Consider the following 20,767-nt stretch of genomic DNA (forward strand, 5'->3'; position numbering starts at 1 on the left):
ATCGCTACCCTTTCCACGGCCCTCGTCCAAGGTTTGCCATGCTGTATCAGCTCTTCGAAACCCAGCGCGCCCTGCTCAGCCCGTTCTCCGAGTTCGCCGCCGCGTCGGCCAAGCTCTACAGCCACCCGCTGTCGCCCTTCGCCCACACGCCGCTGTCGCAGCGCATGTCCGCCGGCCTGGACCTGATGCACCGGCTGGCCAAGGACTACGAGAAGCCCGAGTTCGACATCCGCACCGTCCCGGTCGACGGCGTCGAGGTCGCCGTGCAGGAGCTGGTGCCGCTGGAGAAGCCCTTCTGCCGGCTGCTGCGCTTCAAGCGCTTCACCGACAACCCGGCCGTGCTGGCCAAGATGAAGACCCAGCCCACGGTGCTGGTCGTCGCGCCGCTGTCCGGCCACCACAGCACGCTGCTGCGCGACACCGTCAAGCAGCTGCTGAAGGATCACAAGGTCTTCATCACCGACTGGACCGACGCCCGCATGGTGCCTGCGGAAGTCGGGCCTTTCCACCTGGACGACTACATCCGCTACGTGCAGGAGTTCATCCGCCACGTCGGTGCCGACAGCTGCCACGTCATCTCCGTCTGCCAGCCCACCGTGCCGGTGCTGGCCGCGATCTCGCTGATGGCCACCCAGGGCGAGGCCACGCCGCGCAGCATGACCATGATGGGCGGCCCCATCGACGCCCGCAAGAGCCCGACGGCCGTCAACAACCTGGCGATGAACCGCAGCTTCAGCTGGTTCGAGAACAACGTCATCTACCGCGTGCCGACCAACTTCCCCGGTGCCGGCCGCGAGGTCTACCCCGGCTTCCTGCAGCACACCGGCTTCGTGGCGATGAACCCGGACCGCCACGTCACCTCGCACTACGACTACTTCCTCGACCTGGTGCGCGGCGACGACGACAGCGCCGACGCCCACCGCCAGTTCTACGACGAATACAACGCCGTGCTGGACATGCCCGCCGAGTACTACCTGGACACCATCAAGACGGTGTTCCAGGACTTCGCGCTGGTCAACGGCACCTGGGTCGTCGACGGCCAGACCGTGCGCCCGCAGGACATCACCGCCAGCGCGCTGCTGACCGTCGAAGGCGAGCTGGACGACATCTCCGGCGCCGGCCAGACCCGCGCCGCGCACGACCTGTGCGCCAGCATCCCCAAGGAGCACCAGGCGCACTACGAAGCCAAGGGCGCCGGCCACTACGGCATCTTCTCCGGCCGCCGCTGGCGCGAGAACGTCTACCCGCAGGTGCGCGACTTCATCGCCAAGTACGAGGCCGCGCCCGTGCTGGCGCCCGCGCCCGCCGCCGCGGCGCCGGCCGCCAGGCCCGCCGCCAAGCGCCCCGCCAAGAAGGCGGCGTGAGCCTCGCGGCCCTGATCGACGCCGCGCTGCCGCAAACCCAATGCACCCGCTGCGGCTACCCGGACTGCCGCGGCTACGCCGATGCCGTCGCCGCGGGTGAGGCCGACATCAACCAGTGCCCGCCCGGCGGCGCCGAGGGCGTGGCCCGGCTGGCCGCCCTCACCGGCCGCCCCGCGCGGCCGCTGAACCCCGCCAACGGCATCGAGGCCACGCGCGGTGTCGCCGTCATCGACGAAGCCTGGTGCATAGGCTGCACGCTGTGCATCAAGGCCTGCCCGGCGGACTGCATCGTCGGCGCGCCCAAGGCCATGCACGTCGTCGTCGCCGCGCAATGCACCGGCTGCGAGCTGTGCGTGCCCGCCTGCCCGGTGGACTGCATCACCCTGCCCGAGGTGACCACCGCCACCGGCTGGGCCGCCTGGAGCCAGCCGCAGGCCGACCAGGCCCGCGAGCGCTACCTGTTCCGCCAGTTCCGGCGCCGCCGCGAGGCCGAGGAGAACGACGCCCGCCTGACCGCCAAGGCCGAGGCCAAGCTGGCCGACCTGCCGGCCGCGTCCGCCATCACCGATCCCGCGCAACTCGACCGCAAGCGCGCCGCCATCGAGGCCGCGCTGGCCCGCGCGCGCGCCCGGCGCGGCTGAGAGAAATCCGCCATGGACGCCGCCCAGGTCGAACGCTTCTTCGCCACGCTGAAGGCCGCCAACCCGGCGCCGCAGACCGAACTGGAGTTCGCCAGCGTGTTCGAGCTGCTGACGGCCGTGCTGCTGTCCGCCCAGGCCACCGACGTCGGCGTCAACAAGGCCACCCGGCGCCTGTTCGCCGTCGCCAACACGCCGGCGCAGATCCTGGCGCTCGGCACCGAAGGGCTGGAAAGCCACATCAAGACCATCGGCCTGTACCGCAGCAAGGCCCGGCATCTGCTGCAGACCTGCCGGATGCTGATCGAGCTGCACGGCGGCGAGGTGCCGCGCTCGCGCGAGGCGCTGGAGGCGCTGCCCGGCGTGGGCCGCAAGACGGCCAACGTCGTGCTCAACGTCGCCTTCGGCGAGCCGACGATGGCCGTGGACACGCACATCTTCCGCGTCAGCAACCGCACCGGCCTGGCGCCGGGCAAGACGCCGCTGGCCGTCGAACTCGGGCTGCTGAAGCGCATCCCGCCCGCCTACATGGTGGACGCGCACCACTGGCTGATCCTGCACGGCCGCTACGTCTGCCAGGCGCGCAAGCCGCTGTGCGGCGCCTGCGCCGTCAGCGCCGAGTGCGACCACAGCCGCCACTTAAAATCGGCGCCCGCCTGATCACGAGCCCCTGCATGGCCAGCCTGACCGACCTGACCGACCGCGTCGAGCGCCTGCTCGTGCGGCACGACGAAATCCTGCGCACCAACCTGCTGCTGCAGGTGCAGCTCAACGCCATCACCCAGGAGCGCGACAGCCTGCGCTCGCGCCTGAGCGCCGCCCGCGCCCGCGTGGATGCGCTGCTGGAGCGCCTGCCCGCCGACGCCGCCCCCCCGGAGGAGCAGCCGTGAAGCAGATGGAAGTGACCATCATGGGCCAGAGCTATCTGCTCGGCTGCCCCGAGGGCGGCGAAGCCGCGCTGGCCGCCGCCGTCGCCCACGTGGACCGCGAGATGAGCGCCATCCGCGACGCCGGCAAGGTCAAGGCGCGCGAGCGCATCGCCGTGCTGGCCGCGCTGAACCTGGCCTACCAACTGGCCGGCGCCCCGCGCGAAACGCCCGCGCCCGAGGCCGACGTGGACGACGCCCTGATCAAGCGCCTGGATGAAGCGCTTGGGCACGACGGGCAACTGCTTTGACGGCTTAAAATCCGCCCCGTCCATCGCTTTCCCCGGGGCTTTATTTCCTTCATCCGATGCTCTTGCGAGCAAGGGCTTGGAACATGCCGGACGGGCGTGATCGTCTCGCGTCAGATGAACCCGAAGTCCGGCTGACCTCGCCCACCTGATTACCCCTGGGTGTTCAGGATCTCGGCCTTGCGGATCGCGGTGGACACCTTCTTCTCCCCTAGCATCGGCCCATGAACTACTGGCTGATGAAGTCCGAGCCCGACGAGGCCTCCATCCTCGACCTGCAGCGCGCCGGCACCCTCCCCTGGACCGGCGTGCGCAACTACCAGGCCCGCAACTTCATGCGCGACGGCATGCGGCCCGGCGACGGCGTGCTGTTCTATCACTCGTCCTGCGCCGAGCCGGGCATCGCCGGGCTCGCCGAGGTCTGCAGCGCGCCCTACCCCGACGCGACGCAGTTCGACCCCGCCAGCCCCTACCACGACGCCAAGTCCAGGCCCGACGCGCCGCGCTGGGTGCACGTGGACGTGCGCTGGCGCGAGACGACGCGGCTGCTGAGCCTGAAGGAGATGCGCGAAGCGCCGGAACTCGCGTCCATGCGCGTGCTGGAGCGCAGCAGCCGGCTGTCCATCACGCCGGTGACGCCGGCCGAATGGCAGGCCGTGCTGAGGCGGCTGCACGCCGCCTGAGCGGACCCGGTCAGCCGAAGGCGATCGACGCCAGCACCACCTGGTTGCCGCCGCGGCGCTGGGCTTCGTGCACGGCGGCCTCGCTGGCCGTCAGCAACTCTTCCTGGCGCGATGCCGTGTGCGGGAAGCTGGACACGCCCATCGAGACGGACAGGCCCAGGTCCTGCCCGTTCAGCACGACGATCTGCGCCGCGCACTGGCGGCGCAGCTGCTCCATGCGCGCATGCGCGGTCGCCAGGCCCACGCCGGACAGCAGCACCGCGAAGCGCTGCGCGCCGATGCGGCAGGCCGAGTCCATCGCCCGCGTGTTGGCGCGCAGCATGCGGCCCATGCCTTCGAGCAGGCGCAACTGGGCATCGTCGCCGAGGCCGGCCATCGCGGGCGAGGCGTCCAGCGCGATGATGACCAGCGCGAACTCGCGGTGCTCGCGGGACGACAGGTCGATCTCGCGCAGCAGCTGGTCGTCGAACTGCGGGCGCATGTAGAGGCCCGAGACGTCGTCCCGGCCGGAGCCCTGCTGCAGCTCGCGGCGGATCTGCTCGATCGCGCCCTGCTGCTGCTCGATCTGCGCCAGCGCCCGCTGCAGCTGCGACTCGCGCTGGCGTTCCTCGGTGCGCTCGTGCCAGACGGACAGCACGAACTCCGACCCGAGCGCCAGCCGCGTCACGCTGAACTCGCGGCGGCGGCCGCCGATCTCCAGCTTGTGTTCGCTGGTCACCGGGTAGCGCTGCGCCATCACCGTCTGCTCGACGCGCCGCAGCGCGGTCGTCTCCTCGGGCTTGAGCAGCTCGGCATCGGTGCGGTCCACGACCGCGTCGCGCTCGAACATCTGCGCGAGGCCGGCGCTGGCGAAGACATAGCGCCCGTTCGCCACGGACTTGATGGCCGCCTGGCTGCCCAGCGGCTCGATCAGCGACACCAGGCCGGCCAGCGTCGCGCCGCCCAGTTCCGCATGACCGGCGAGCCAATGCGCCAAGCTGCCGGATTCCGGCTGCATCGCGGTGGTATCTGCGGTCATGTCCATGAAATCGTTCTGGTGCGAGTCACGCCGTCGGCGTCGGCGAGTCGCGGGACTGTAGTGGGCCGCCAACAGGGCTCGCAAGGCGGGGTCACCCCACGAATCGGGCCTCCCCCCTAGAAGGCTCCCGGGCTCGCATGGCGCCAATCGTAACGAATTTCACCCCCCGCGCCCCCGACAATGCGGCCCCATTTCACGGGAGACGTATGCAGGACTTCGATGCGGTGGTGGTGGGCGCGGGCGCGGCGGGCCTGTTCTGCGCCGGCCGGGCGGGCCAGCGCGGCCGGCGCGTGCTGCTCATCGACCACGCGCCGCGCATCGCCGAGAAGATCCGGATCTCCGGCGGCGGGCGCTGCAATTTCACGAACCGCGAGGTGGGACCGGCGAACTTCCTGTCCGAGAACCCGGCCTTCTGCCGCTCGGCGCTGGCGCGCTACACGCCCCAGGACTTCATCCGGCTCGTGCAACGCCACGGCATCGCCTTCCACGAAAAGCACAAGGGCCAGCTGTTCTGCGACGGCAGCAGCGAGCAGATCATCCGAATGCTGCTGGCGGAATGCGAGGTCGGCGGCGTGACGCGCTGGCAGCCCTGCACGGTAGCGGACCTGCGCCCGCTGCCGGGCGGCGGCTTCGAGCTGGACACCAGCCAGGGTCCGGTGCGCGCGCCGCGCGTCGTCGTGGCGACCGGCGGCCTGCCGGTGCCCAAGATCGGCGCCAGCGACTGGGGGCTGCGCCTCGCGGCCCGGCTGGGCCATGCCGTCGTCGCGCCCCGGCCGGCGCTGGTGCCGCTGACCTTCGATGCCGACACCTGGGCGCCGTTCGCGGCGCTGGCCGGGCTGTCGCTGCCGGTGGAGGTCGGCGTCGGCAGCGGCAAGGCGCGCGTGCGCTTCCTGGAGGACCTGCTGTTCACGCACCGCGGCCTCAGCGGCCCGGCGATCCTGCAGATCTCCAGCCACCGCACGGACGGCCAGCCGCTGCGGATCGACCTGGCGCCCGGCCAGCGGCTGGACGAGGCGCTGGTGGCGGCCAAGGCCGCGTCCCGGCGGCAACTGGGCAACGAGTTCGCCGCCCGGCTGCCACAGCGCCTGGCCGCCGCCTGGCTGGAACGTGCCGGGCTGGACGCCGCGCGGCCGCTGCCCGATTGCCGCGATGCCGACCTGCAGCGGCTGGGCCGCAGCGTGCACGAGTGGCAGTTGCTGCCCAGCGGCGACGAGGGCTGGCGCAAGGCCGAGGTCATGCGCGGCGGCGTCAGCACCCGGGAGCTGAGCTCGCAGACGCTGGAGAGCCGGCGCGTGCCGGGCCTGCATTTCATCGGCGAGGTGGTGGACGTGACCGGCTGGCTGGGCGGCTACAACTTCCAGTGGGCCTGGGCCAGCGCGGCGGCCTGCGCCGAGGCGCTGGCCGCCGCCGAGGCACAGCCCGGGCAAATCTTGGCAAGCCCTTGATTTCCCGGCTACAATCCTCGGCTTTGCTGGCAAACCCCCGCGCGTCGATTCGCAAGCCTGGACCAGGCAGCAATCCGGAACCTGCTGCTGCAACCCAGCCGCGAACACCGAGCGCATTCTGAAGGACATACATGACCACCATCCGCGTCAAGGAAAACGAGCCGTTCGACGTCGCCCTGCGCCGTTTCAAGCGCACCATCGAAAAGCTGGGCCTGCTGACCGAACTGCGCGCCCGCGAGTTCTACGAGAAGCCCACCGCCGAGCGCAAGCGCAAGAAGGCCGCCGCCGTCAAGCGCCACTACAAGCGCGTGCGCAGCATGCAGCTGCCCAAGAAGCTGTACTGATCGGCTCTGACGCGACCCGGAACCCCGCGTTCCGGTGAACTCCAAAACCCGCCACAGGACGCTGTCGCGGGTTTTTGTCTTTTTGAACCGGAGACTCCCATGAGCCTGAAAGACCGCATCACCGAAGACATGAAGGCCGCGATGCGCGCCAAGGACGCCGACCGCCTGCTGGCCATCCGCGGCCTGCTGGCCGCCGTCAAGCAGAAGGAAGTGGACGAGCGCATCACCGTCGACGACACCGCCCTCGTCGCCATCGTCGACAAGCTCATCAAGCAGCGCAAGGACTCCATCAGCCAGTTCGCCGCCGCCGGCCGGGACGACCTGGTCGCCAAGGAAAGCGCCGAGTTGGCGGTGCTGCAGGTCTACCTGCCCGAGCGCATGAGCGCCGAGGCGGTGGCGGAGAAGGTCGCCGCCCTGGTCGCCGAGCTGGGCGCCAGCGGCCCGGGCGACATGGGCCGGGTCATGGCCGCCGCCAAGGCGGCGCTGGGCAATGCGGCCGAGATGAGCACCGTGTCGGCCGCCGTCAAGGCCGCGCTGGCCAAGTAAGGAGCCGCCATGAGCCTGCCCCTGCAAGCGATCGCGCCCGACATCTGCGCCGCGCCGCAACTCACGCCCGACGCCATGGCCGAAGCCGCGGCCCTGGGCTTCAAGAGCGTCGTCAACAACCGGCCCGACTTCGAGCACGGCCCGGACCAACCGACCTCCGCCGAGATCCAGGCGGCGGCGCAGGCCGCCGGCCTGCAATACCGCCACCTGCCGGTGGCCGGCGGCTACCAGTCGCCCGAGGAGATCGCGGCGTTCGCCCGGCTGCTGGAAGAGCTGCCGCGCCCGCTGCTGTGCTTCTGCCGCTCGGGTGCGCGCTCGACGCGGCTGTTCCTGCAGGCGCAGCAGCTCGATCAGTGACCCAGGTAGGCGGCCTGCACGCGCGGGTCGCCCAGCAGTTCGGCGCCGCTGCCCTGCAGCACGATACGGCCGTTCTCCAGCACATAGGCGCGCTGCGCGAGCTTGAGCGCCTGCTTCACGTTCTGCTCGACGAGGAAGATCGTCAGCCCCTCGGCGTTGACGGCCTTCAGCGTGCGGAAGATGTCCTGCACGATCAGGGGCGCCAGGCCCATGGACGGTTCGTCCAGCAGCAGCAGCCGCGGCCGGGCCATCAGCGCGCGGCCGATGGCCAGCATCTGCTGCTCGCCGCCGGACAGGCTGCCGGCCATCTGCCCGGCGCGCTCGGCCAGGCGCGGGAACAGCGCGTAGATGCGGTCGAGGTCGCGCGCGCGGGCGGCCGCGCCGTCGCGGCGCGTGTAGGCGCCGAGCTCCAGGTTCTCGCGCACGCTCAGGCTGGTCAGCGTGGCGCGGCCCTCGGCCACCTGCACCAGGCCGCCGGCGACGATGCGGTGCGGCGCCAGCGCGGTGATGTCCTGCCCATCGAAGCGCACGCGCCCGGCCGCCTTCTTCACGAGGCCGGACAGCGCCATCAGCGTCGTCGACTTGCCCGCGCCGTTGGCGCCCACCAGCGTCGTGATCTCGCCGGCCGCGAGCTCGAAGTCGATGCCGCGCACGGCCTCGACGTGGCCGTAGTTGACCGCCAGCCCGGCGACGCTCAGCAGCGGTTCATTCATCGTCGTCGCGCCCCAGGTAAGCCTCGATGACCTGCGGGTCGTTGCGCACCGCGTCCGGCCCGCCCTGGGCAATGATGCGGCCGAAGTTCAGCACCGCGATGTGCTCGCACAGGCCCATCACGAAGCGCATGTCGTGTTCGATCATGAAGATGGTGTAGCCGCGCGCCTGGATGTTGCGGATCTCGGCCATCAGCTCGGTCTTCTCGGCGCCGTTCATGCCGGCCACGGGTTCGTCCAGCAGCAGCAGCTTGGGCTCGGTGGCCAGCGCGCGGGCGAGCTCGAGCTTGCGCTGCTCGCCGTAGCTGAGGTTGTCGGCGATGTCGTCGGCCTTGTGGTCGAGCTTCATCCACGACAGCAGCTCGCGGGCGCGCTCGCGCGCGGCGCGCTCGGCGGCGCGGAAGGACGGCAGCCGCAGCAGCAGCCCGGCCGGGCCGTAGGCCAGCCGGCCGTGCATGCCGACGATGACGTTCTCCAGCAGCGTCATCTCCTTGAACACGCGGATGTTCTGGAAGGTGCGCGCGATGCCGCCCGTGGTGATCCTGTGCGGCGGGCGGCCGACCAGGCTGGCGCCGTCGAACAGGATGTCGCCCGAGGTCGGCGGCAGCAGGCCGGTGATGAGGTTGACCACGGTGGTCTTGCCGGCGCCGTTGGGGCCGATCAGGCCGAAGATGCCGCCGGCCGGCACGTCGAAGCTGACGTCCTGCAGCACCTTGAGGCCGCCGAAGTGGCGCGAGACGGATTGCAGCGTCAGCATGTCAGCGCTTCCCGAACAGCGCGCGCACGCGCGCCGGGTCCCACAGGCCGCGCGGCAGGAACAGCACGATGGCCACCAGGATCAGCCCGTTGAACACGTTGCGGAAGTCCGCCAGGCCGCGCAGCAGCTCGGGCAGCAGCGTCAGGATGACGGCGCCCGAGACCGGCCCCATCAGGCCGTTGATGCCGCCGAGGATGGTCATGGTCAGGATCTCGACGCCGCGGTCGAAGCCGTATTCGTTCGGGCCGATGAAGAAGGTCAGGTGCGCGTTCAGCGCGCCGGCCAGGCCGGCCAGCATCGCGCCGAGCACGAAGGCGAGCATCTTGTGCGCGTTGACGGCGATGCCCATCAGGCCGGCCGCCGTCTCGTCGAGCTTGATGGCCTCGAAGGCGCGGCCCACCTTGGAGCGCCGCAGCAGCGCCAGCACCGCGCAGGCCAGCACCAGCGCCAGCGCGACGTGCCACCACGCGGTGGACGGCGGGATGCCGTTCAGGCCCAGCGCGCCGCCGGTCCAGTCCTCGGTGTTGAGGATGAAGATGCGCACCACCTCGCCGAAGGCCAGCGTCGCCATCGCCAGGTAGACGCCGGAGAGCCGCAGCGTCGGCCCGCCGATCAGCAGCGCCACCAGCGCGGGCGCGGCCATGCCGCCGGCCAGCGCCACCGGGAACGGCGCGCCGGCATTCATCGTCAGCAGCGCCGCCGTGTAGGCGCCGATGCCCATGAAGGCGGCGTTCGCCATCGCCAGCATGCCGCAGGACAGCGTCAGGTAGATGGACAGCGCCAGCAGCGCGTTGGTGCCCAGCGTCAGCACCAGGTTGCTGTAGACGGCCCAGAAGCTCTCGAAACTCTCTGTCATTTCATGGGTTCCACGCGGGCCGAGCGCCGGGCCGCTCCCAAGCCGGCCCGTCATGGCGATGTGCTTGCCGGTCGATCCGGCAAGCATCGCCGTCCCCGCGGGGGACCGGCCAAGGTACGCCTTGGACGAGGGGCCTCATACCTTCCGTTCGTTGGTGGTGCCGAACAGCCCTTTGGGCCGCAGCAGCAGCACGGCGAACAGCAGGCCGAAGCCCACCGCGTCGCGCATCGTCGAGCCGATGTAGGCCACTGACAGCACCTCGGCGAAGCCGAGGAACAGCCCCGCCAGCATCGCGCCGCGGATGTCGCCCATGCCGCCGAGGATGATGACGGCGATGCCCTTGTGCAGGATGGGCTGGCCCATCAGCGGGAACAGCGCATTGGAATAGAGCCCGATCAGCACGCCGGCCACGCCGCCCAGGCCGGCCGCGAAAAAGCTGGTCAGCATGAACAGGCCGCCGACGTTGATGCCCAGCAGCGCCGCCGCCTTCGGGCTTTCGGCGATGGCGCGCAACGCGCGGCCGAGCTGCGTGCCGCGCAGCACCAGCAGCAGCACGGCCATCAGGCCGAAGGACAGCGCGATGATGCCCAGCTCCAGCACCGTCACGTGCAGGCCGGCGACGGTCAGCGTGTCGTGCGGCAGCACCTCGGCCGGGAAGCGCAGGTTCTCCGCGCCGAACAGGCCCTGGGCCAGGCTGTTCAGCGCGATCGCCAGGCCGATGGTCGCGATCATCGGGATCAGGTGTGGCGCATTGCGCGCGCGCAGCGGCCGCAGCACGAGCTGGTCGATCAGCAGGCCCAGCAGCCCCGACGCCAGGAAGGCCACGGCCAGCGCGCCGGCCAGCGGCAGGTTCAGCCGCAGGACGGCCTGCAGCGCCGCGTAGGCGCCCACCATGAAGACCGCGCCGTGCGACAGGTTGACCACGCCCAGCACGCCGAACACCAGCGTGAAGCCGAGGGCGAACAGCGCATAGACGCTGCCGAGCGAGAGCGCGTTGAAGAGCTGCTGTTCCAGCACGCCTTATTTCTCGATCGCGTAGCGGCCATCCTTGGTCACGCTGACGATGGCGGTCTGGTGGGCGTCGTAGCCGGCGGGCTTGCCGGCCTTGTCCAGCGCGCGGCGGAAAGCGAAGCCGCCGGTCACGCCGGCCCACTTCACGTCGGGCAGCGCGTTGCGCAGCGCGGCGCGGTCCTTGGCGACGTCGCCGGTGAGCTTGAGCTTCTTCAGCGCCTGGGCGGTGATGTACATCGCGTCATAGGCCTGCGCGGCGAACTGGTCGGGCGCGGCCTTGTACTGCTTGGTGTACGCGACGATGAAGGCGCCGTTCTCCTTGGTCTGGTTCTCGATGGACCAGGGGCTGCCGACCCACAGCCCGTTGGACGCGCCCTTGGCCAGCTCGAACACCTTGACCGAGTTCATGCCGTTGCCGCCGATGACCGGCACGTTCAGGCCGAGCTGGCGGGCCTGCACCATGACGGGCGCGCCCTCGGCGATCAGCGCGGACAGCACCAGCGCGTCCGGGTTGCCGGCCTTGATCTTGGTCAGCTGGGCCTTGAAGTCCACGTCGCCCTTGGCGAAGGTCTCGGTCGTCGTGACGGCGATCTTCTGCGCCTCCAGTGCCTTCTTGAAGTTGTCGTAGCCGCTCTTCGTGAACACGTCGTCGTTGCCGTAGAGCACGGCGACCTTCTTGATGCCCAGCTTCTTGACGGCGGTGGACAGCGTCACCGGCAGCACGTCGGCCTCGGTGACGGAGTTGCGGAACACGTGGTCGCCGATGGAGGTGATGCCGTCGGCCGTGTTGGAGGTGCCGAAGACGACGGTCTTGGCGGCCTGGGCGATCGGGTCGGCCGCCTGCGCCGAGTTGGACAGCGTGGGGCCGAACAGCATCAGCACCTTGTCCTGGAAGATCAGCTTCTTGAAGGCGTTGATCGCCTCCTCCTTCTTGCCCTGCTCGTCCTCGACCACCAGCACCAGCTTGTTGCCGTTGATGCCGCCGGCCGCGTTGATCTCGTTGGCCGCGAGCTGGAAGCCGTTGCGGATGCTGACGCCGTACTGCGCCGCGCCGCCCGACAGGGCCTCCGCCACGCCCAGCTTGATGTCTGCGGCCTGGGCCGCGCCGCCCAGCGCGATGAACGCGGCGAAGGCCAGCGGCCTGAGGGTGCGAGTGGTCATCTCGAAGTGCTCCTAGTGTGTGGGTGGGTTCCGTGGAACCGGGTGCGGATGATAGGTCGGCGGCGCTCAGTTGCCGGCCAGCTTCATGCCGGTGAGCAGCACGGAGCCGACGGTCTTGGTGCCCATGGTGTACTCGTCCGCGCCGATGCCGACGATGTTGTGCAGCATGTCCTTCAGGTTGCCGGCAATGGTCACTTCATGAACCGGGAAGGCGATCTCGCCGTTCTCGACCCAGTAGCCGCTGGCGCCGCGCGAGTAGTCGCCGGTCACGTAGTTCACGCCCTGCCCCATCAGCTCGGTGACCAGCAGGCCACGGCCGAGGCGGCGCACCAGGGTCGCCAGGTCGTCGCCGGGCGCGGTGGCGCGGCTGCTCATGCGCAGGTTGTGCGAGCCGCCGGCATGGCCGGTGGTCTTCATGCCCAGCTTGCGCGCCGAGTAGCTGGACAGGAAATAGCCCTGCAGCACGCCGCCCTGCACGACGCTGCGCGCGCGCGTGGCGACGCCCTCGTCGTCGAACGGCGAGCTGCCCTTGCCCTTGCGCACGTGCGGGTCTTCCGAGATGTCGATGTGCGGCGCCACGACCGGCTGGCCCAGGCTGTCGAGCAGGAAGCTGGTGCGCCGGTACAGCGCGCCGCCGCTGGTGGCCTGCACCAGCGCGCCCAGCAGGCCGATCGCGACGGTGCTCTCGAACAGCACCGGCACTTCGGCGGTGGCGACCTTGCGCGCCTTCAGGCGCGACAGCGCGCGCTCGGCGGCGTAGCGGCCCACGGCCTCGGCCGAGGCCAGGTCGGCCGCGTCGCGCATGGAGCTGTACCAGGCGTCGCGCTGCATGCCGGCGCCGCGCCCGGCGATCGGCGCGACCGACAGCGAGTGCCGCGAGCTGGCGTAGCCGCCGCGGAAGCCGCGCGTGTTGCCCATCCAGAAATGCGACTGCTGCGCCGACACGGCCGCGCCCTCGCTGTTCGTGATGCGCCGGTCCACGGCGAACGCGGCGGCTTCGCAGCGCAGCGCGATCTCGGCGGCCCCGGCGGCGTCCACGGCCCAGGGGTGGAACAGGTCCAGCTCGGGGCGGGCGGCGGCGTCCAGCGCCAGGTCGGCCGCGTCGGGCAGGCCGGCGAATTCGTCCTCGGCGGTGAAGCGGGCGATGTCGTAGGCGGCGCGCACCGTGTCGCGGATGGCCTGCGGCGAGAAGTCCGAGGTGCTCGCGTTGCCGCGCCGCTGGCCCAGGTAGACCGAGATGCCGAGCGAATTGTCGCGGTTGCGCTCGACGTTCTCCAGCCTGCCCAGCCGCGCCGACACCGACAGCCCGCAGCCCTCCGACACCTCGGCCCCCGCATCGCTGGCGCCCAGCCGCTTCGCTTCGGCAAGCGCGTCTTCGATCCACTGCTGGAACTGCTCGGGGCTGTAGGCGAAACCGTCTTGGGCTTGGGACATGAAGGGCGCTGAATTCGAGTGGGCGACAATCATAGAACCCGCCTCGACACGGCCAGAGATGCAAGAAAACACCCCCGAACTCGAAGCCGACGACGACTTCGACCGCCCCAGCAAATCCCAGATGAAGCGCGACATGACCGCGCTGCAGAAGCTCGGCGAAGAGCTGCTGGCCCTGCCCGAGAGCCGCTGGGAGCCGCTGGCGCTGCCCGAGATCCTCGGCGACGCGCTGCGGGCCTGCAAAAAGATCACCAACTTCGAGGGCCGGCGCCGGCAGATGCAGTACATCGGCAAGCTGATGCGCAAGATCGACCCCGAGCCGGTGCGCGAGGCGGTCGCCGCGTTCAAGCTCGGCCACGCGCAGGACAGCCTGAAGCTGCACCAGTCCGAGCGCTGGCGCGAGCGCCTGCTGGCGGACGACGCGGCGCTGCAGGCCTTCCTCGCCGAGCACGAGGGCGTGGACATCCAGCAGCTGCGCAGCCTCGTGCGCGCGGCGCGCAAGGACGCGGCCAACGTGCCGGAGAAGCGCAGCGGCCGCGCCTTCCGCGAGCTGTTCCAGTTCATCAAGGCGAGCGAGGCGGCCGGCGATGCATGAGCCCGACGCGGTGCGCATCGGCATCGTCTCCATCAGCGACCGCGCGTCCAGCGGCGCCTACGAGGACCGCGGCCTGCCCGCGCTGCAGGACTGGCTGACGGCCGCGCTGCTCAACCCCGTCGAATTCGTGCCGCGCCTGATCCCGGACGAACAGGCCGGCATCTCGGCCGCGCTCGTCGAGCTGGTGGACACGGCGCGCTGCGACCTCGTGCTGACCACCGGCGGCACCGGCCCCGCGCCGCGCGACGTGACGCCCGAGGCCACGCTGGCCGTGGCCGACCGGGTGATGCCCGGCTTCGGCGAGCAGATGCGGCAAATCTCGCTGCACTTCGTGCCGACGGCCCTGCTGTCGCGCCAGGTGGCCGTCATCCGCGGCCGGACGCTCATCATCAACCTGCCGGGCCAGCCCAAGGCCATCGCCGAGACGCTGGCCGGCCACCCGCAGGCCAGCGGCATCTTCGCGGCCGTGCCCTATTGCCTGGACCTGATCGGCGGCCCCTACCTGGAGACCCGCGCCGAGGTCTGCCCGGCCTTCCGGCCCAAGAGCGCGCAGCGCCCGCCCCGGGCCTAAGCGACCAGCGCGCCCGGCTCCGCCAGCGCGGCGGCCACGGCCTCCAGCGGGCGGTTGCTGCTCAGTCCCAGGCCGCCCACCCCTTGCGGGCCGCCGGCATGCACGCCCACCCAGGCGTTGCGGCCCGCGCGCTTGGCGGCGTACAGCCCGCGGTCCGCCAGGTTCACCACCTGCTGCCAGCTGCGCGCCTGCGGGCGCTCCGGGTCGAAGGGCACGCAGGCGAAGCCGATGGAGCAGGTGACGGCGAGCTGGCTGCCGTCGGCCAGCCGGAACGGCGTGGCGGCGATCGCGGCGCGCATGCGCTCGGCCAGCTCGGCGGCGCGCTCGCGGTCGGTGTCGCGGGCCACGGCCAGGAACTCCTCGCCGCCCCAGCGCACCAGGTAGTCGCTCTCGCGCAGCACCGCGCGCAGCCGCGCGCCGAACGCCACCAGCACCGCGTCGCCCGCCGCGTGGCCGTGGCGGTCGTTGATGCGCTTGAAGGCGTCCACGTCGAGCAGCAGGAAGACGTTGTCCGTGTCCAGCGGCTGCCCGCCCGCGGCGCGCGCCTCCTGCGCGCGCCGCTGGCTGGCGGCGAGGTCGTGCTCGATGTGCTCGGCCAGGAAGCGGCGGTTGTGCAGGCCGGTCAGCGGGTCGGTGACGCTGCTGGCCTGCAGCTCGGCGGACTTCGCCTCCAGCGTGCGGTGCAGCGCCTCCAGCTCGGCGGTGCGCTGCCGCACCTTGACCTCCAGCTCGCGCTGGCGCTGGCGCAGCAGCCGCGTGCGCATGCGCACCGCGGCCACCGCCAGCAGCGTCAGCCCGGCCGCGGCGGCGGCGCGGAAGGCCCAGGTCTGGTGCCAGGCCGGCAGCACGCGCACCGGCAGCGCCAGCTCGCGCTCGCCCCACTGGCCGTCGCGGTTGCTGGCGCGCAGGCGCAGCCGGTAGCCGCCGGGCGGCAGGTTGGCGTAGGTGGCGACCCGGTGCGTGGCGTCCGCCGCCACCCAGTCGGCGTCGTAGCCCTCCAGCCGGTAGGCATAGCGGTTGCGCTCGGGGGCCGAGAAGTCGCTGGACGAGAACTCCACCGCCAGGCTGTTGGCCGCCGCCGGCACGGTCAGCGTCGCGCCGCCGGCCGGGTCCAGCGGCACCGGCCGGCCGCCGACCAGGACGCCGCTGACGAGCACGGCAGGCCGGTAGGTCCAGCGCTGCAGCTTCTCGGGCTGCACCACCGTCAGGCCGCCCGCGCCGCCGAACAGCAGCTCGCCGCGGCGGGTGCGCGCGGCCGCGGCGGTCCAGTAGGTCGGGAACACCACGCCCTCGGCGCGGCGCAGCGCCAGCACGGCCAGCGTGCGCGGGTCCACCCGGGCCAGGCCGTTGTCGGTGCTGGCCCAGATGCGGCCCTGCAGGTCCGCCACCAGCGCGTTGACGGTGTTGTCCGGCAGGCCCTGCGCCATCCCCAGACGCCGGGGCGCGGCGCCGCCCTGCCCCGGCGCGGGCAGCACGTCGATGCCGCCGCCGTAGCTGCCGACCCAGAGCCGGCCCTCGGCGTCGTGGAGCAGCGCGGTGATGAAGCCGGCCGACAGCGCGCCCGGGCGCGCCGGCCCGGGCAGCCATTGCGTGACGCTGCGGCGGGCGAGGTCGACGCGGTTCAGCCCGTAGCGCGTGCCCACCCACAGCACGCCGTCGGCGTGGGCGTCGCGCGCCAGCACGGTCACGCGCCGGTCGCTCAGGCCGGGCACGGCCGGCACCACCGCCTCGGCGCGGCCGCTGCGCAGGTCCAGCCGCCACAGGCCGTCGGCCTGGCCGCCGACCCACAGCGCGTCGCCGTCGGCCAGCAGCGCCCAGACGGAGGCCATCGGGTCGCGCCCGGCCAGCGTCACGCGGGCGACGCGCCGGCCGCCGGCGTCCACGCGGTACAGGCCGCGTTTGGTGCCGACGAACACACTGCCGTCCGGCGCGGGCGCCATCGCCAGCACCGGGTCGCCCGGCAGCGCGCCGTCGGGCCGGGCGGGATCGGGCCGCAGGGCGCCGACGCGGGCGCCGCCCGCGTCGAGGATGTCGATGCCGTTCCTGTGCGTGCCCAGCCAGAGCCGGTCGCCGGGCATGGGCTGTATCCAGCTGATCTCGGTGCTGACGAAGCGCGCGTCCAGCGCGTCGCCGCCGTCCGGAACGACGCCGAAGCGCGTCAGCACGCCGCTCTGGCGCGGGTCGTAGCGGCTCAGGCCGCGGTTGGTCGCCACCCAGACCAGGCCGGCGCGGTCGCGGTAGAGCGCGCGCAGCCCGTTGTCGGCCAGGCTCATGGGCCAGGCGGGCACGTGGCGGATGCGCTGCGTCCGGCCCTGCGCCAGGTTCACGGCCAGCAGGCCCTGGGTCAGCGTCGCCACCCACATCTCGCCCGGCGCCACCTCCGCCAGGCCGGCGATCTGCTGGCCCTGCAGCAGGTCCATGCCGTCGGGCGCGGCCTGCTCGCGCACCGGCGCGGCGGCGGCGCGGCCTTCGTGGTCCAGCACGAACACGCCGTGCTGCAGCGTGCCCACCCAGATGCGGCCGGCGCCGTCCTCGCGCAGCATCTCGGGCTGCACGGCCGCGCCCTCGCGCAGCGGCACGGCCTGCAGCGCGGCGGCGCCGGGCGCGCGGCGGAACAGGCCGGCCGCGCTGCCCAGCCACAGCGTGCCGCGCCGGTCGCGCAGCAGCACGCGCACCTGCGCGCCGGCCGGCGCCGCCCAGCCGCGGCTGGCGTGCTCGATGCGGCCGCTGGCCGGGTCCAGCCGGTCCAGCCCGCCGTCGGTCACCACCCACAGGCCGCCGTCGCCGTCATCCACGACCTGGCGCACGCTGACGTGGCTCAGGCCCGCGTCGCCGCCGACGGCGTAGCGCACGAAGCGGTCGGTGGCCGGGTCGTGGCGCAGCAGGCCGGCGGACACGGTGCCCACCCACAGCCGGCCGCGCGCGTCGCCGTGCAGCGCCTGCACGTAGTTGTCGGGCAGCGCGCCGTCGCGCTGCGGGTCGGCCTGGTAGACGCGGAAGCGGTAGCCGTCCCAGCGCGACAGGCCGCCCGGGCTGCCGATCCACAGAAAGCCCTGCCCGTCCTCGGCCAGCGCGGTGGCGATGGCATTGGGCAGGCCCTGCGCCTGGCCGATGTGCTGGAAGGCGATGCCGGCCAGCCGGTCCTGGCGGGGCTCGGGCGCCGCGCCGGCCGGCAGCGCGGCCAGCCAGGCGGCCAGCAGCAGGCCCGGCGCCGCGCGCCAGCGTTCGGAAAGCTGCTGTCGGAACTCACGCAGGCGCACGGCGGGCGGTCTCAGGTCGGGCCGGCGGCCCGGAACCGGCGATTCTGCGGGACGGCCGGCGCGCCCAGGCCGTATCGCGCGCCACGCAGGCGCGCGGAAAGTGCCTTACTTCACCAGGCGGTTCATGCCGTCGGCGTCGAAGGCCTCGTCGCGCTGCGCGTCATGCGGAACGCAGTCGCCGACCGGCTGGCCCAGCTGCGTGGAGAGCTTGCAGACGGCGCTCCACAGCAGCGCGATCTGGTGCTCGTGGCCGGAGGCGCTGTCGATCAGGCCGCGCATGGCCAGCGCCACCGGGTCGTCGCCCTGGGTCACGCCGTAGGCCGAGAAGCCCATGCGGGCGGCAGCCTCCTCGCGCAGCTGGTCGCTGGCGGCCTCGATGATGCGGGCCGGGTTGCCCACGGCCGTGGCGCCGGCCGGCACCGGCTTGGTGACGACGGCGCCGGAGCCGATGCGCGCGCCCGCGCCGACCGTGAAGCCGCCCAGCACGCAGGCGTTGGCGCCGACGATGACGCCCGGCCCCAGCGTCGGGTGGCGCTTGGCGCCCTTGACCAGCGAGGTGCCGCCCAGCGTGACGCCCTGGTAGATGGTGCAGCCCTCGCCGACCTCGGCCATCTCGCCGATGACGATGCCCATGCCGTGGTCGATGAACACCTTGCGGCCGATGCGCGCGCCGGGATGGATCTCGATGCCGGTGAGCCAGCGGCTCCAGTGCGACAGCCAGCGCGCCAGCCACTTGAAGCCGTGGCGCCACAGCCAGTTCGCGCGGCGGTGGAACATCAGCGCGTGCAGGCCCGGGTAACAGGTCAGCACCTCCCACGCCGACCGGGCGGCCGGGTCGCGTTCGAGGATGAGGGCGATGTCTTCGCGCAGGCGCTGGAACATGGGGTGGCCGGGAAGGAAAGGCGGGCCAGTGTAGGAGGCCTAGCGGGAACCTGCCGCCGCCGAGGTCTTGCTCATCTGCCGGGCGATGCCGCGCAGGATGTGGACCTCCTCGTTCGTCAGCCCGGCGCGGTTGAAGAGCTGGTTCAGGCGCGGCATCAGCTTCTTCGGCGCGGCGGGGTCGAGGTAGCCGATGTCGGCCAGCGCCGTTTGCAGATGGTCGAGCAGGCCCTGCACCGCGCGCAGGTCGGCCCGCTCGGGGTCGGGCGTGCGCGGCTGCACCGCGAAGCCGCCGAGCGCCTGGCGCAGGTCGTAGGCCAGCAGCTGCACAGCCTGCGCGAGGTTGAGCGAGCCGTAGCCGGGGCCGGTCGGGATGCTGAGCACCGCGTGGCAGCGGTAGACGTCCTCGTTGGCCATGCCGTAGCGCTCGGAGCCGAACACCAGCGCCAGGCGCGGCGCGGCCGGGCGCGCGGCCAGCTCGGCGAACAGCGCGCGCGGCGCGTGCGTGGGCGGGCCGAAGTCGCGCGGCGTCATCGCGGTCGCGCAGGCGAAGTCCACGCCGTCCAGCGCCTCGGCCAGCGTGGCCACGACGCGGGCGCGCGCCAGCACGTCCGCCGCGCCGCTGGCCAGCGCCACGGCCTCCTCGTGGCACAGCACGTCGGCGAAGCGCGGCGCCACCAGCACCAGGTCGCCGAAGCCCATGACCTTCATCGCCCGCGCCGCGGCGCCGACGTTGCCCGCATGGCTGGTGTTGATCAGGATGAAGCGTGTGGAGTCCACGGGTTTCTACGGAGGCTGCGGCTAGAATCGCGCGATTATCCGGGCCGGCCCCTGCGTTCGACGCCGCCGCCCGGCGCTCTTTCCCCCTGTCGATCCCTTTCCCAGCGAGTGCCCGCATGCAGCAGACGTCCCTCCATCCCATGCTCAATGTCGCCATCAAGGCGGCGCGCGCGGCCGGCGCCATCATCAACCGCGCCTCGCTGGACCTGGAGGCGCTGCGCGTCAACACCAAGAGCCCGAACGACTTCGTGACCGAAGTCGATCACGCGGCGGAAGGGGTCATCATCGAGACGCTGCTGGGCGCCTACCCCGACCACGGCATCCTCGCCGAGGAGTCCGGCCGCACGCACGGCGCGCGGCACTCCGAATACGTCTGGATCATCGATCCGCTGGACGGCACGACCAACTTCATCCACGGCTTCCCGGTGTACTGCGTGTCCATCGCGCTGGCGCACCGCGGCGTGGTGCAGCAGGCCGTCGTCTACGACCCGACCCGCAACGACCTCTTCTACGCCACCAAGGGCCGCGGCGCCTTCCTGAACGACCGCCGGCTGCGCGTGTCGCGCCGCACCCGCATGAGCGACGCGCTGATCGGCACCGGCTTCCCCTTCCGCCGCGGCGACAACTTCAAGCGCTACCTGAAGATGTTCGAGGAGGTCATGCAGCTGTGCGCCGGCCTGCGCCGCCCGGGCGCGGCCGCGCTGGACCTGTGCTACGTCGCCGCCGGCCACTACGACGCCTTCTTCGAGACCGGCCTGCAGCCCTGGGACATCGCCGCCGGCTCGCTGATCCTGTCCGAGGCGGGCGGCCTGATCGGCAACTTCACCGGCGAGGCCGACTTCCTGCACCAGCGCGAGGTGGTGGCCGGCAACCCCAAGATCTACGCCCAGCTCGTCACGCTGCTGTCGCCCTACACCCGCGTCATCAAGGAAGAAGACGCCGCCGCGCCGGCCACGGCAGGCGCCGAGGCCCCCGCCCCCGAGGCGCCGGCCGCGGCGGCGCCGAAGAAGCGCGGCCCGGTGCGGCTGAAGAAGCCGTCCGGCGACAACGGCGACGCGACGCGCTGACCCGGCACCTCCTCCCCCGCCGAAGCCCTCCACGCGAGGGCTTCGCCGTTTGGGGGCCGTGAAGGAGTTCGCGGCCGCCGCGCCGGCGCGGCAACCCGGCCGCCGCAGCGTGACTTGTAC

The 20,767-nt window shown here is 72.1% G+C and carries 23 protein-coding genes; 13 read left to right on the forward strand and 10 right to left on the reverse strand.

Going from position 1 to position 20,767, the window contains the following annotated elements; genetic code table 11:
- Nucleotides 1-38 precede the first annotated feature (38 nt).
- From QM788_RS15920 to QM788_RS15945, 6 genes are all read left to right on the forward strand, one after another.
- The gene (locus QM788_RS15920) at nucleotides 39-1,364 is read left to right on the forward strand and encodes a polyhydroxyalkanoate depolymerase (RefSeq protein WP_415662438.1); all 1,326 of its coding nucleotides are present in this window, start codon (nucleotides 39-41) and stop codon (nucleotides 1,362-1,364) included.
- Nucleotides 1,361-2,005 carry an electron transport complex subunit RsxB gene (rsxB, locus tag QM788_RS15925; RefSeq protein ID WP_415662439.1) on the forward strand — a complete coding sequence of 215 codons (645 nt, stop codon included), beginning with the start codon at nucleotides 1,361-1,363 and terminating at the stop codon, nucleotides 2,003-2,005. Before QM788_RS15920 ends, rsxB begins: the two co-directional genes overlap by 4 nt.
- 12 nt (nucleotides 2,006-2,017) lie before the next feature.
- On the forward strand, nucleotides 2,018-2,662 hold the full coding sequence (nth, locus tag QM788_RS15930) for an endonuclease III (protein ID WP_415662440.1): 645 nt from the start codon (nucleotides 2,018-2,020) through the stop codon (nucleotides 2,660-2,662).
- Between the two features lie 14 nt (nucleotides 2,663-2,676).
- Nucleotides 2,677-2,892, forward strand: coding sequence for a DUF904 domain-containing protein (locus QM788_RS15935; protein WP_415662441.1), 216 nt, complete (start codon nucleotides 2,677-2,679; stop codon nucleotides 2,890-2,892).
- Nucleotides 2,889-3,179 (forward strand): cell division protein ZapA, encoded by a 291-nt coding sequence (locus tag QM788_RS15940; RefSeq protein WP_415662442.1) that lies wholly within the window; start codon nucleotides 2,889-2,891, stop codon nucleotides 3,177-3,179. Before QM788_RS15935 ends, QM788_RS15940 begins: the two co-directional genes overlap by 4 nt.
- Before the next feature lie 221 nt (nucleotides 3,180-3,400).
- On the forward strand, nucleotides 3,401-3,859 hold the full coding sequence (locus QM788_RS15945; protein WP_415662443.1) for an EVE domain-containing protein: 459 nt from the start codon (nucleotides 3,401-3,403) through the stop codon (nucleotides 3,857-3,859).
- A gap of 10 nt (nucleotides 3,860-3,869) precedes the next feature.
- Here the strand turns inward: QM788_RS15945 and QM788_RS15950 are convergent, their stop codons facing one another.
- Entirely contained in the window at nucleotides 3,870-4,877 is a 1,008-nt protein-coding gene (locus QM788_RS15950; protein WP_415662444.1) for a GGDEF domain-containing protein, read from the reverse strand.
- A gap of 206 nt (nucleotides 4,878-5,083) precedes the next feature.
- On the opposite strand from QM788_RS15950, the gene QM788_RS15955 reads away from it, so the two are divergent.
- The 4 genes from QM788_RS15955 (at nucleotide 5,084) to QM788_RS15970 (ending at nucleotide 7,569) form a co-directional block, all read left to right on the forward strand.
- On the forward strand, nucleotides 5,084-6,322 hold the full coding sequence (locus QM788_RS15955; RefSeq protein WP_415662445.1) for an NAD(P)/FAD-dependent oxidoreductase: 1,239 nt from the start codon (nucleotides 5,084-5,086) through the stop codon (nucleotides 6,320-6,322).
- 131 nt (nucleotides 6,323-6,453) lie between these two features.
- Complete coding sequence (rpsU, locus tag QM788_RS15960; protein ID WP_012346814.1) at nucleotides 6,454-6,666, forward strand: 30S ribosomal protein S21; 213 nt, start codon at nucleotides 6,454-6,456, stop codon at nucleotides 6,664-6,666.
- Nucleotides 6,667-6,765: 99 nt separating this feature from the next.
- Nucleotides 6,766-7,212 (forward strand): GatB/YqeY domain-containing protein, encoded by a 447-nt coding sequence (locus QM788_RS15965; RefSeq protein ID WP_415662446.1) that lies wholly within the window; start codon nucleotides 6,766-6,768, stop codon nucleotides 7,210-7,212.
- A 9-nt stretch (nucleotides 7,213-7,221) separates the two neighbouring features.
- On the forward strand, nucleotides 7,222-7,569 hold the full coding sequence (locus QM788_RS15970) for a TIGR01244 family sulfur transferase (RefSeq protein ID WP_415662447.1): 348 nt from the start codon (nucleotides 7,222-7,224) through the stop codon (nucleotides 7,567-7,569).
- On the opposite strand, the gene QM788_RS15975 is transcribed toward QM788_RS15970, so the two are convergent.
- The 6 genes from QM788_RS15975 to pmbA all read right to left on the reverse strand — a co-directional run bounded on the left by QM788_RS15975 (nucleotide 7,563) and on the right by pmbA (nucleotide 13,498).
- Nucleotides 7,563-8,282, reverse strand: a complete 720-nt coding sequence (locus QM788_RS15975) for an ABC transporter ATP-binding protein (protein WP_415662448.1) — start codon at nucleotides 8,280-8,282, stop codon at nucleotides 7,563-7,565. The genes QM788_RS15970 and QM788_RS15975 overlap by 7 nt on opposite strands.
- Nucleotides 8,275-9,036 carry an ABC transporter ATP-binding protein gene (locus QM788_RS15980; RefSeq protein WP_415662449.1) on the reverse strand — a complete coding sequence of 254 codons (762 nt, stop codon included), beginning with the start codon at nucleotides 9,034-9,036 and terminating at the stop codon, nucleotides 8,275-8,277. Before QM788_RS15980 ends, QM788_RS15975 begins: the two co-directional genes overlap by 8 nt.
- 1 nt (nucleotide 9,037) lies before the next feature.
- Nucleotides 9,038-9,892 carry a branched-chain amino acid ABC transporter permease gene (locus QM788_RS15985; protein ID WP_415662450.1) on the reverse strand — a complete coding sequence of 285 codons (855 nt, stop codon included), beginning with the start codon at nucleotides 9,890-9,892 and terminating at the stop codon, nucleotides 9,038-9,040.
- A gap of 135 nt (nucleotides 9,893-10,027) precedes the next feature.
- Nucleotides 10,028-10,909 carry a branched-chain amino acid ABC transporter permease gene (locus tag QM788_RS15990; protein WP_415662451.1) on the reverse strand — a complete coding sequence of 294 codons (882 nt, stop codon included), beginning with the start codon at nucleotides 10,907-10,909 and terminating at the stop codon, nucleotides 10,028-10,030.
- A gap of 3 nt (nucleotides 10,910-10,912) precedes the next feature.
- Nucleotides 10,913-12,064: an ABC transporter substrate-binding protein gene (locus QM788_RS15995; protein ID WP_415662452.1), complete on the reverse strand. Its 1,152-nt coding sequence runs from the start codon at nucleotides 12,062-12,064 to the stop codon at nucleotides 10,913-10,915.
- A 66-nt stretch (nucleotides 12,065-12,130) separates the two neighbouring features.
- Nucleotides 12,131-13,498, reverse strand: a complete 1,368-nt coding sequence (pmbA, locus tag QM788_RS16000) for a metalloprotease PmbA (protein ID WP_415662453.1) — start codon at nucleotides 13,496-13,498, stop codon at nucleotides 12,131-12,133.
- A 58-nt stretch (nucleotides 13,499-13,556) separates the two neighbouring features.
- On the opposite strand from pmbA, the gene yjgA reads away from it, so the two are divergent.
- Both yjgA and mog read left to right on the forward strand, forming a co-directional pair.
- Nucleotides 13,557-14,090 carry a ribosome biogenesis factor YjgA gene (yjgA, locus tag QM788_RS16005; RefSeq protein ID WP_415662454.1) on the forward strand — a complete coding sequence of 178 codons (534 nt, stop codon included), beginning with the start codon at nucleotides 13,557-13,559 and terminating at the stop codon, nucleotides 14,088-14,090.
- Nucleotides 14,083-14,661: a molybdopterin adenylyltransferase gene (gene mog, locus QM788_RS16010; protein ID WP_415662455.1), complete on the forward strand. Its 579-nt coding sequence runs from the start codon at nucleotides 14,083-14,085 to the stop codon at nucleotides 14,659-14,661. The genes yjgA and mog overlap by 8 nt, the downstream gene beginning before the upstream one ends.
- On the opposite strand, the gene QM788_RS16015 is transcribed toward mog, so the two are convergent.
- The 3 genes from QM788_RS16015 to QM788_RS16025 form a co-directional block, all read right to left on the reverse strand.
- Nucleotides 14,658-17,921 (reverse strand): two-component regulator propeller domain-containing protein, encoded by a 3,264-nt coding sequence (locus tag QM788_RS16015; protein ID WP_415662456.1) that lies wholly within the window; start codon nucleotides 17,919-17,921, stop codon nucleotides 14,658-14,660. The genes mog and QM788_RS16015 overlap by 4 nt on opposite strands.
- Before the next feature lie 105 nt (nucleotides 17,922-18,026).
- Nucleotides 18,027-18,803 carry a serine O-acetyltransferase gene (gene cysE, locus QM788_RS16020; RefSeq protein ID WP_415662457.1) on the reverse strand — a complete coding sequence of 259 codons (777 nt, stop codon included), beginning with the start codon at nucleotides 18,801-18,803 and terminating at the stop codon, nucleotides 18,027-18,029.
- A 39-nt stretch (nucleotides 18,804-18,842) separates the two neighbouring features.
- Nucleotides 18,843-19,580, reverse strand: a complete 738-nt coding sequence (locus tag QM788_RS16025) for an RNA methyltransferase (protein ID WP_415662458.1) — start codon at nucleotides 19,578-19,580, stop codon at nucleotides 18,843-18,845.
- Between the two features lie 116 nt (nucleotides 19,581-19,696).
- On the opposite strand from QM788_RS16025, the gene QM788_RS16030 reads away from it, so the two are divergent.
- Nucleotides 19,697-20,647 carry an inositol monophosphatase family protein gene (locus QM788_RS16030; protein WP_415662459.1) on the forward strand — a complete coding sequence of 317 codons (951 nt, stop codon included), beginning with the start codon at nucleotides 19,697-19,699 and terminating at the stop codon, nucleotides 20,645-20,647.
- Nucleotides 20,648-20,767: the final 120 nt, after the last annotated feature.

This window comes from Roseateles sp., assembly GCF_047654785.1.
Lineage (GTDB): Bacteria > Pseudomonadota > Gammaproteobacteria > Burkholderiales > Burkholderiaceae_C > Pelomonas.

Coding starts and splice junctions, on each gene's coding strand:
- QM788_RS16030 (WP_415662459.1), top strand. CDS start 19,697: ATGCAGCAGACGTCCCTCCATCCCATGCTCAATGTCGCCATCAAGGCG.
- QM788_RS15955 (WP_415662445.1), top strand. CDS start 5,084: ATGCAGGACTTCGATGCGGTGGTGGTGGGCGCGGGCGCGGCGGGCCTG.
- cysE (WP_415662457.1), bottom strand. CDS start 18,803: ATGTTCCAGCGCCTGCGCGAAGACATCGCCCTCATCCTCGAACGCGAC.
- nth (WP_415662440.1), top strand. CDS start 2,018: ATGGACGCCGCCCAGGTCGAACGCTTCTTCGCCACGCTGAAGGCCGCC.
- QM788_RS15970 (WP_415662447.1), top strand. CDS start 7,222: ATGAGCCTGCCCCTGCAAGCGATCGCGCCCGACATCTGCGCCGCGCCG.
- QM788_RS15975 (WP_415662448.1), bottom strand. CDS start 8,282: ATGAATGAACCGCTGCTGAGCGTCGCCGGGCTGGCGGTCAACTACGGC.
- QM788_RS15945 (WP_415662443.1), top strand. CDS start 3,401: ATGAACTACTGGCTGATGAAGTCCGAGCCCGACGAGGCCTCCATCCTC.
- mog (WP_415662455.1), top strand. CDS start 14,083: ATGCATGAGCCCGACGCGGTGCGCATCGGCATCGTCTCCATCAGCGAC.
- QM788_RS15985 (WP_415662450.1), bottom strand. CDS start 9,892: ATGACAGAGAGTTTCGAGAGCTTCTGGGCCGTCTACAGCAACCTGGTG.
- QM788_RS15950 (WP_415662444.1), bottom strand. CDS start 4,877: ATGACCGCAGATACCACCGCGATGCAGCCGGAATCCGGCAGCTTGGCG.
- yjgA (WP_415662454.1), top strand. CDS start 13,557: ATGCAAGAAAACACCCCCGAACTCGAAGCCGACGACGACTTCGACCGC.
- QM788_RS15935 (WP_415662441.1), top strand. CDS start 2,677: ATGGCCAGCCTGACCGACCTGACCGACCGCGTCGAGCGCCTGCTCGTG.
- QM788_RS15995 (WP_415662452.1), bottom strand. CDS start 12,064: ATGACCACTCGCACCCTCAGGCCGCTGGCCTTCGCCGCGTTCATCGCG.
- QM788_RS15920 (WP_415662438.1), top strand. CDS start 39: ATGCTGTATCAGCTCTTCGAAACCCAGCGCGCCCTGCTCAGCCCGTTC.
- pmbA (WP_415662453.1), bottom strand. CDS start 13,498: ATGTCCCAAGCCCAAGACGGTTTCGCCTACAGCCCCGAGCAGTTCCAG.
- QM788_RS15980 (WP_415662449.1), bottom strand. CDS start 9,036: ATGCTGACGCTGCAATCCGTCTCGCGCCACTTCGGCGGCCTCAAGGTG.
- QM788_RS15965 (WP_415662446.1), top strand. CDS start 6,766: ATGAGCCTGAAAGACCGCATCACCGAAGACATGAAGGCCGCGATGCGC.
- rpsU (WP_012346814.1), top strand. CDS start 6,454: ATGACCACCATCCGCGTCAAGGAAAACGAGCCGTTCGACGTCGCCCTG.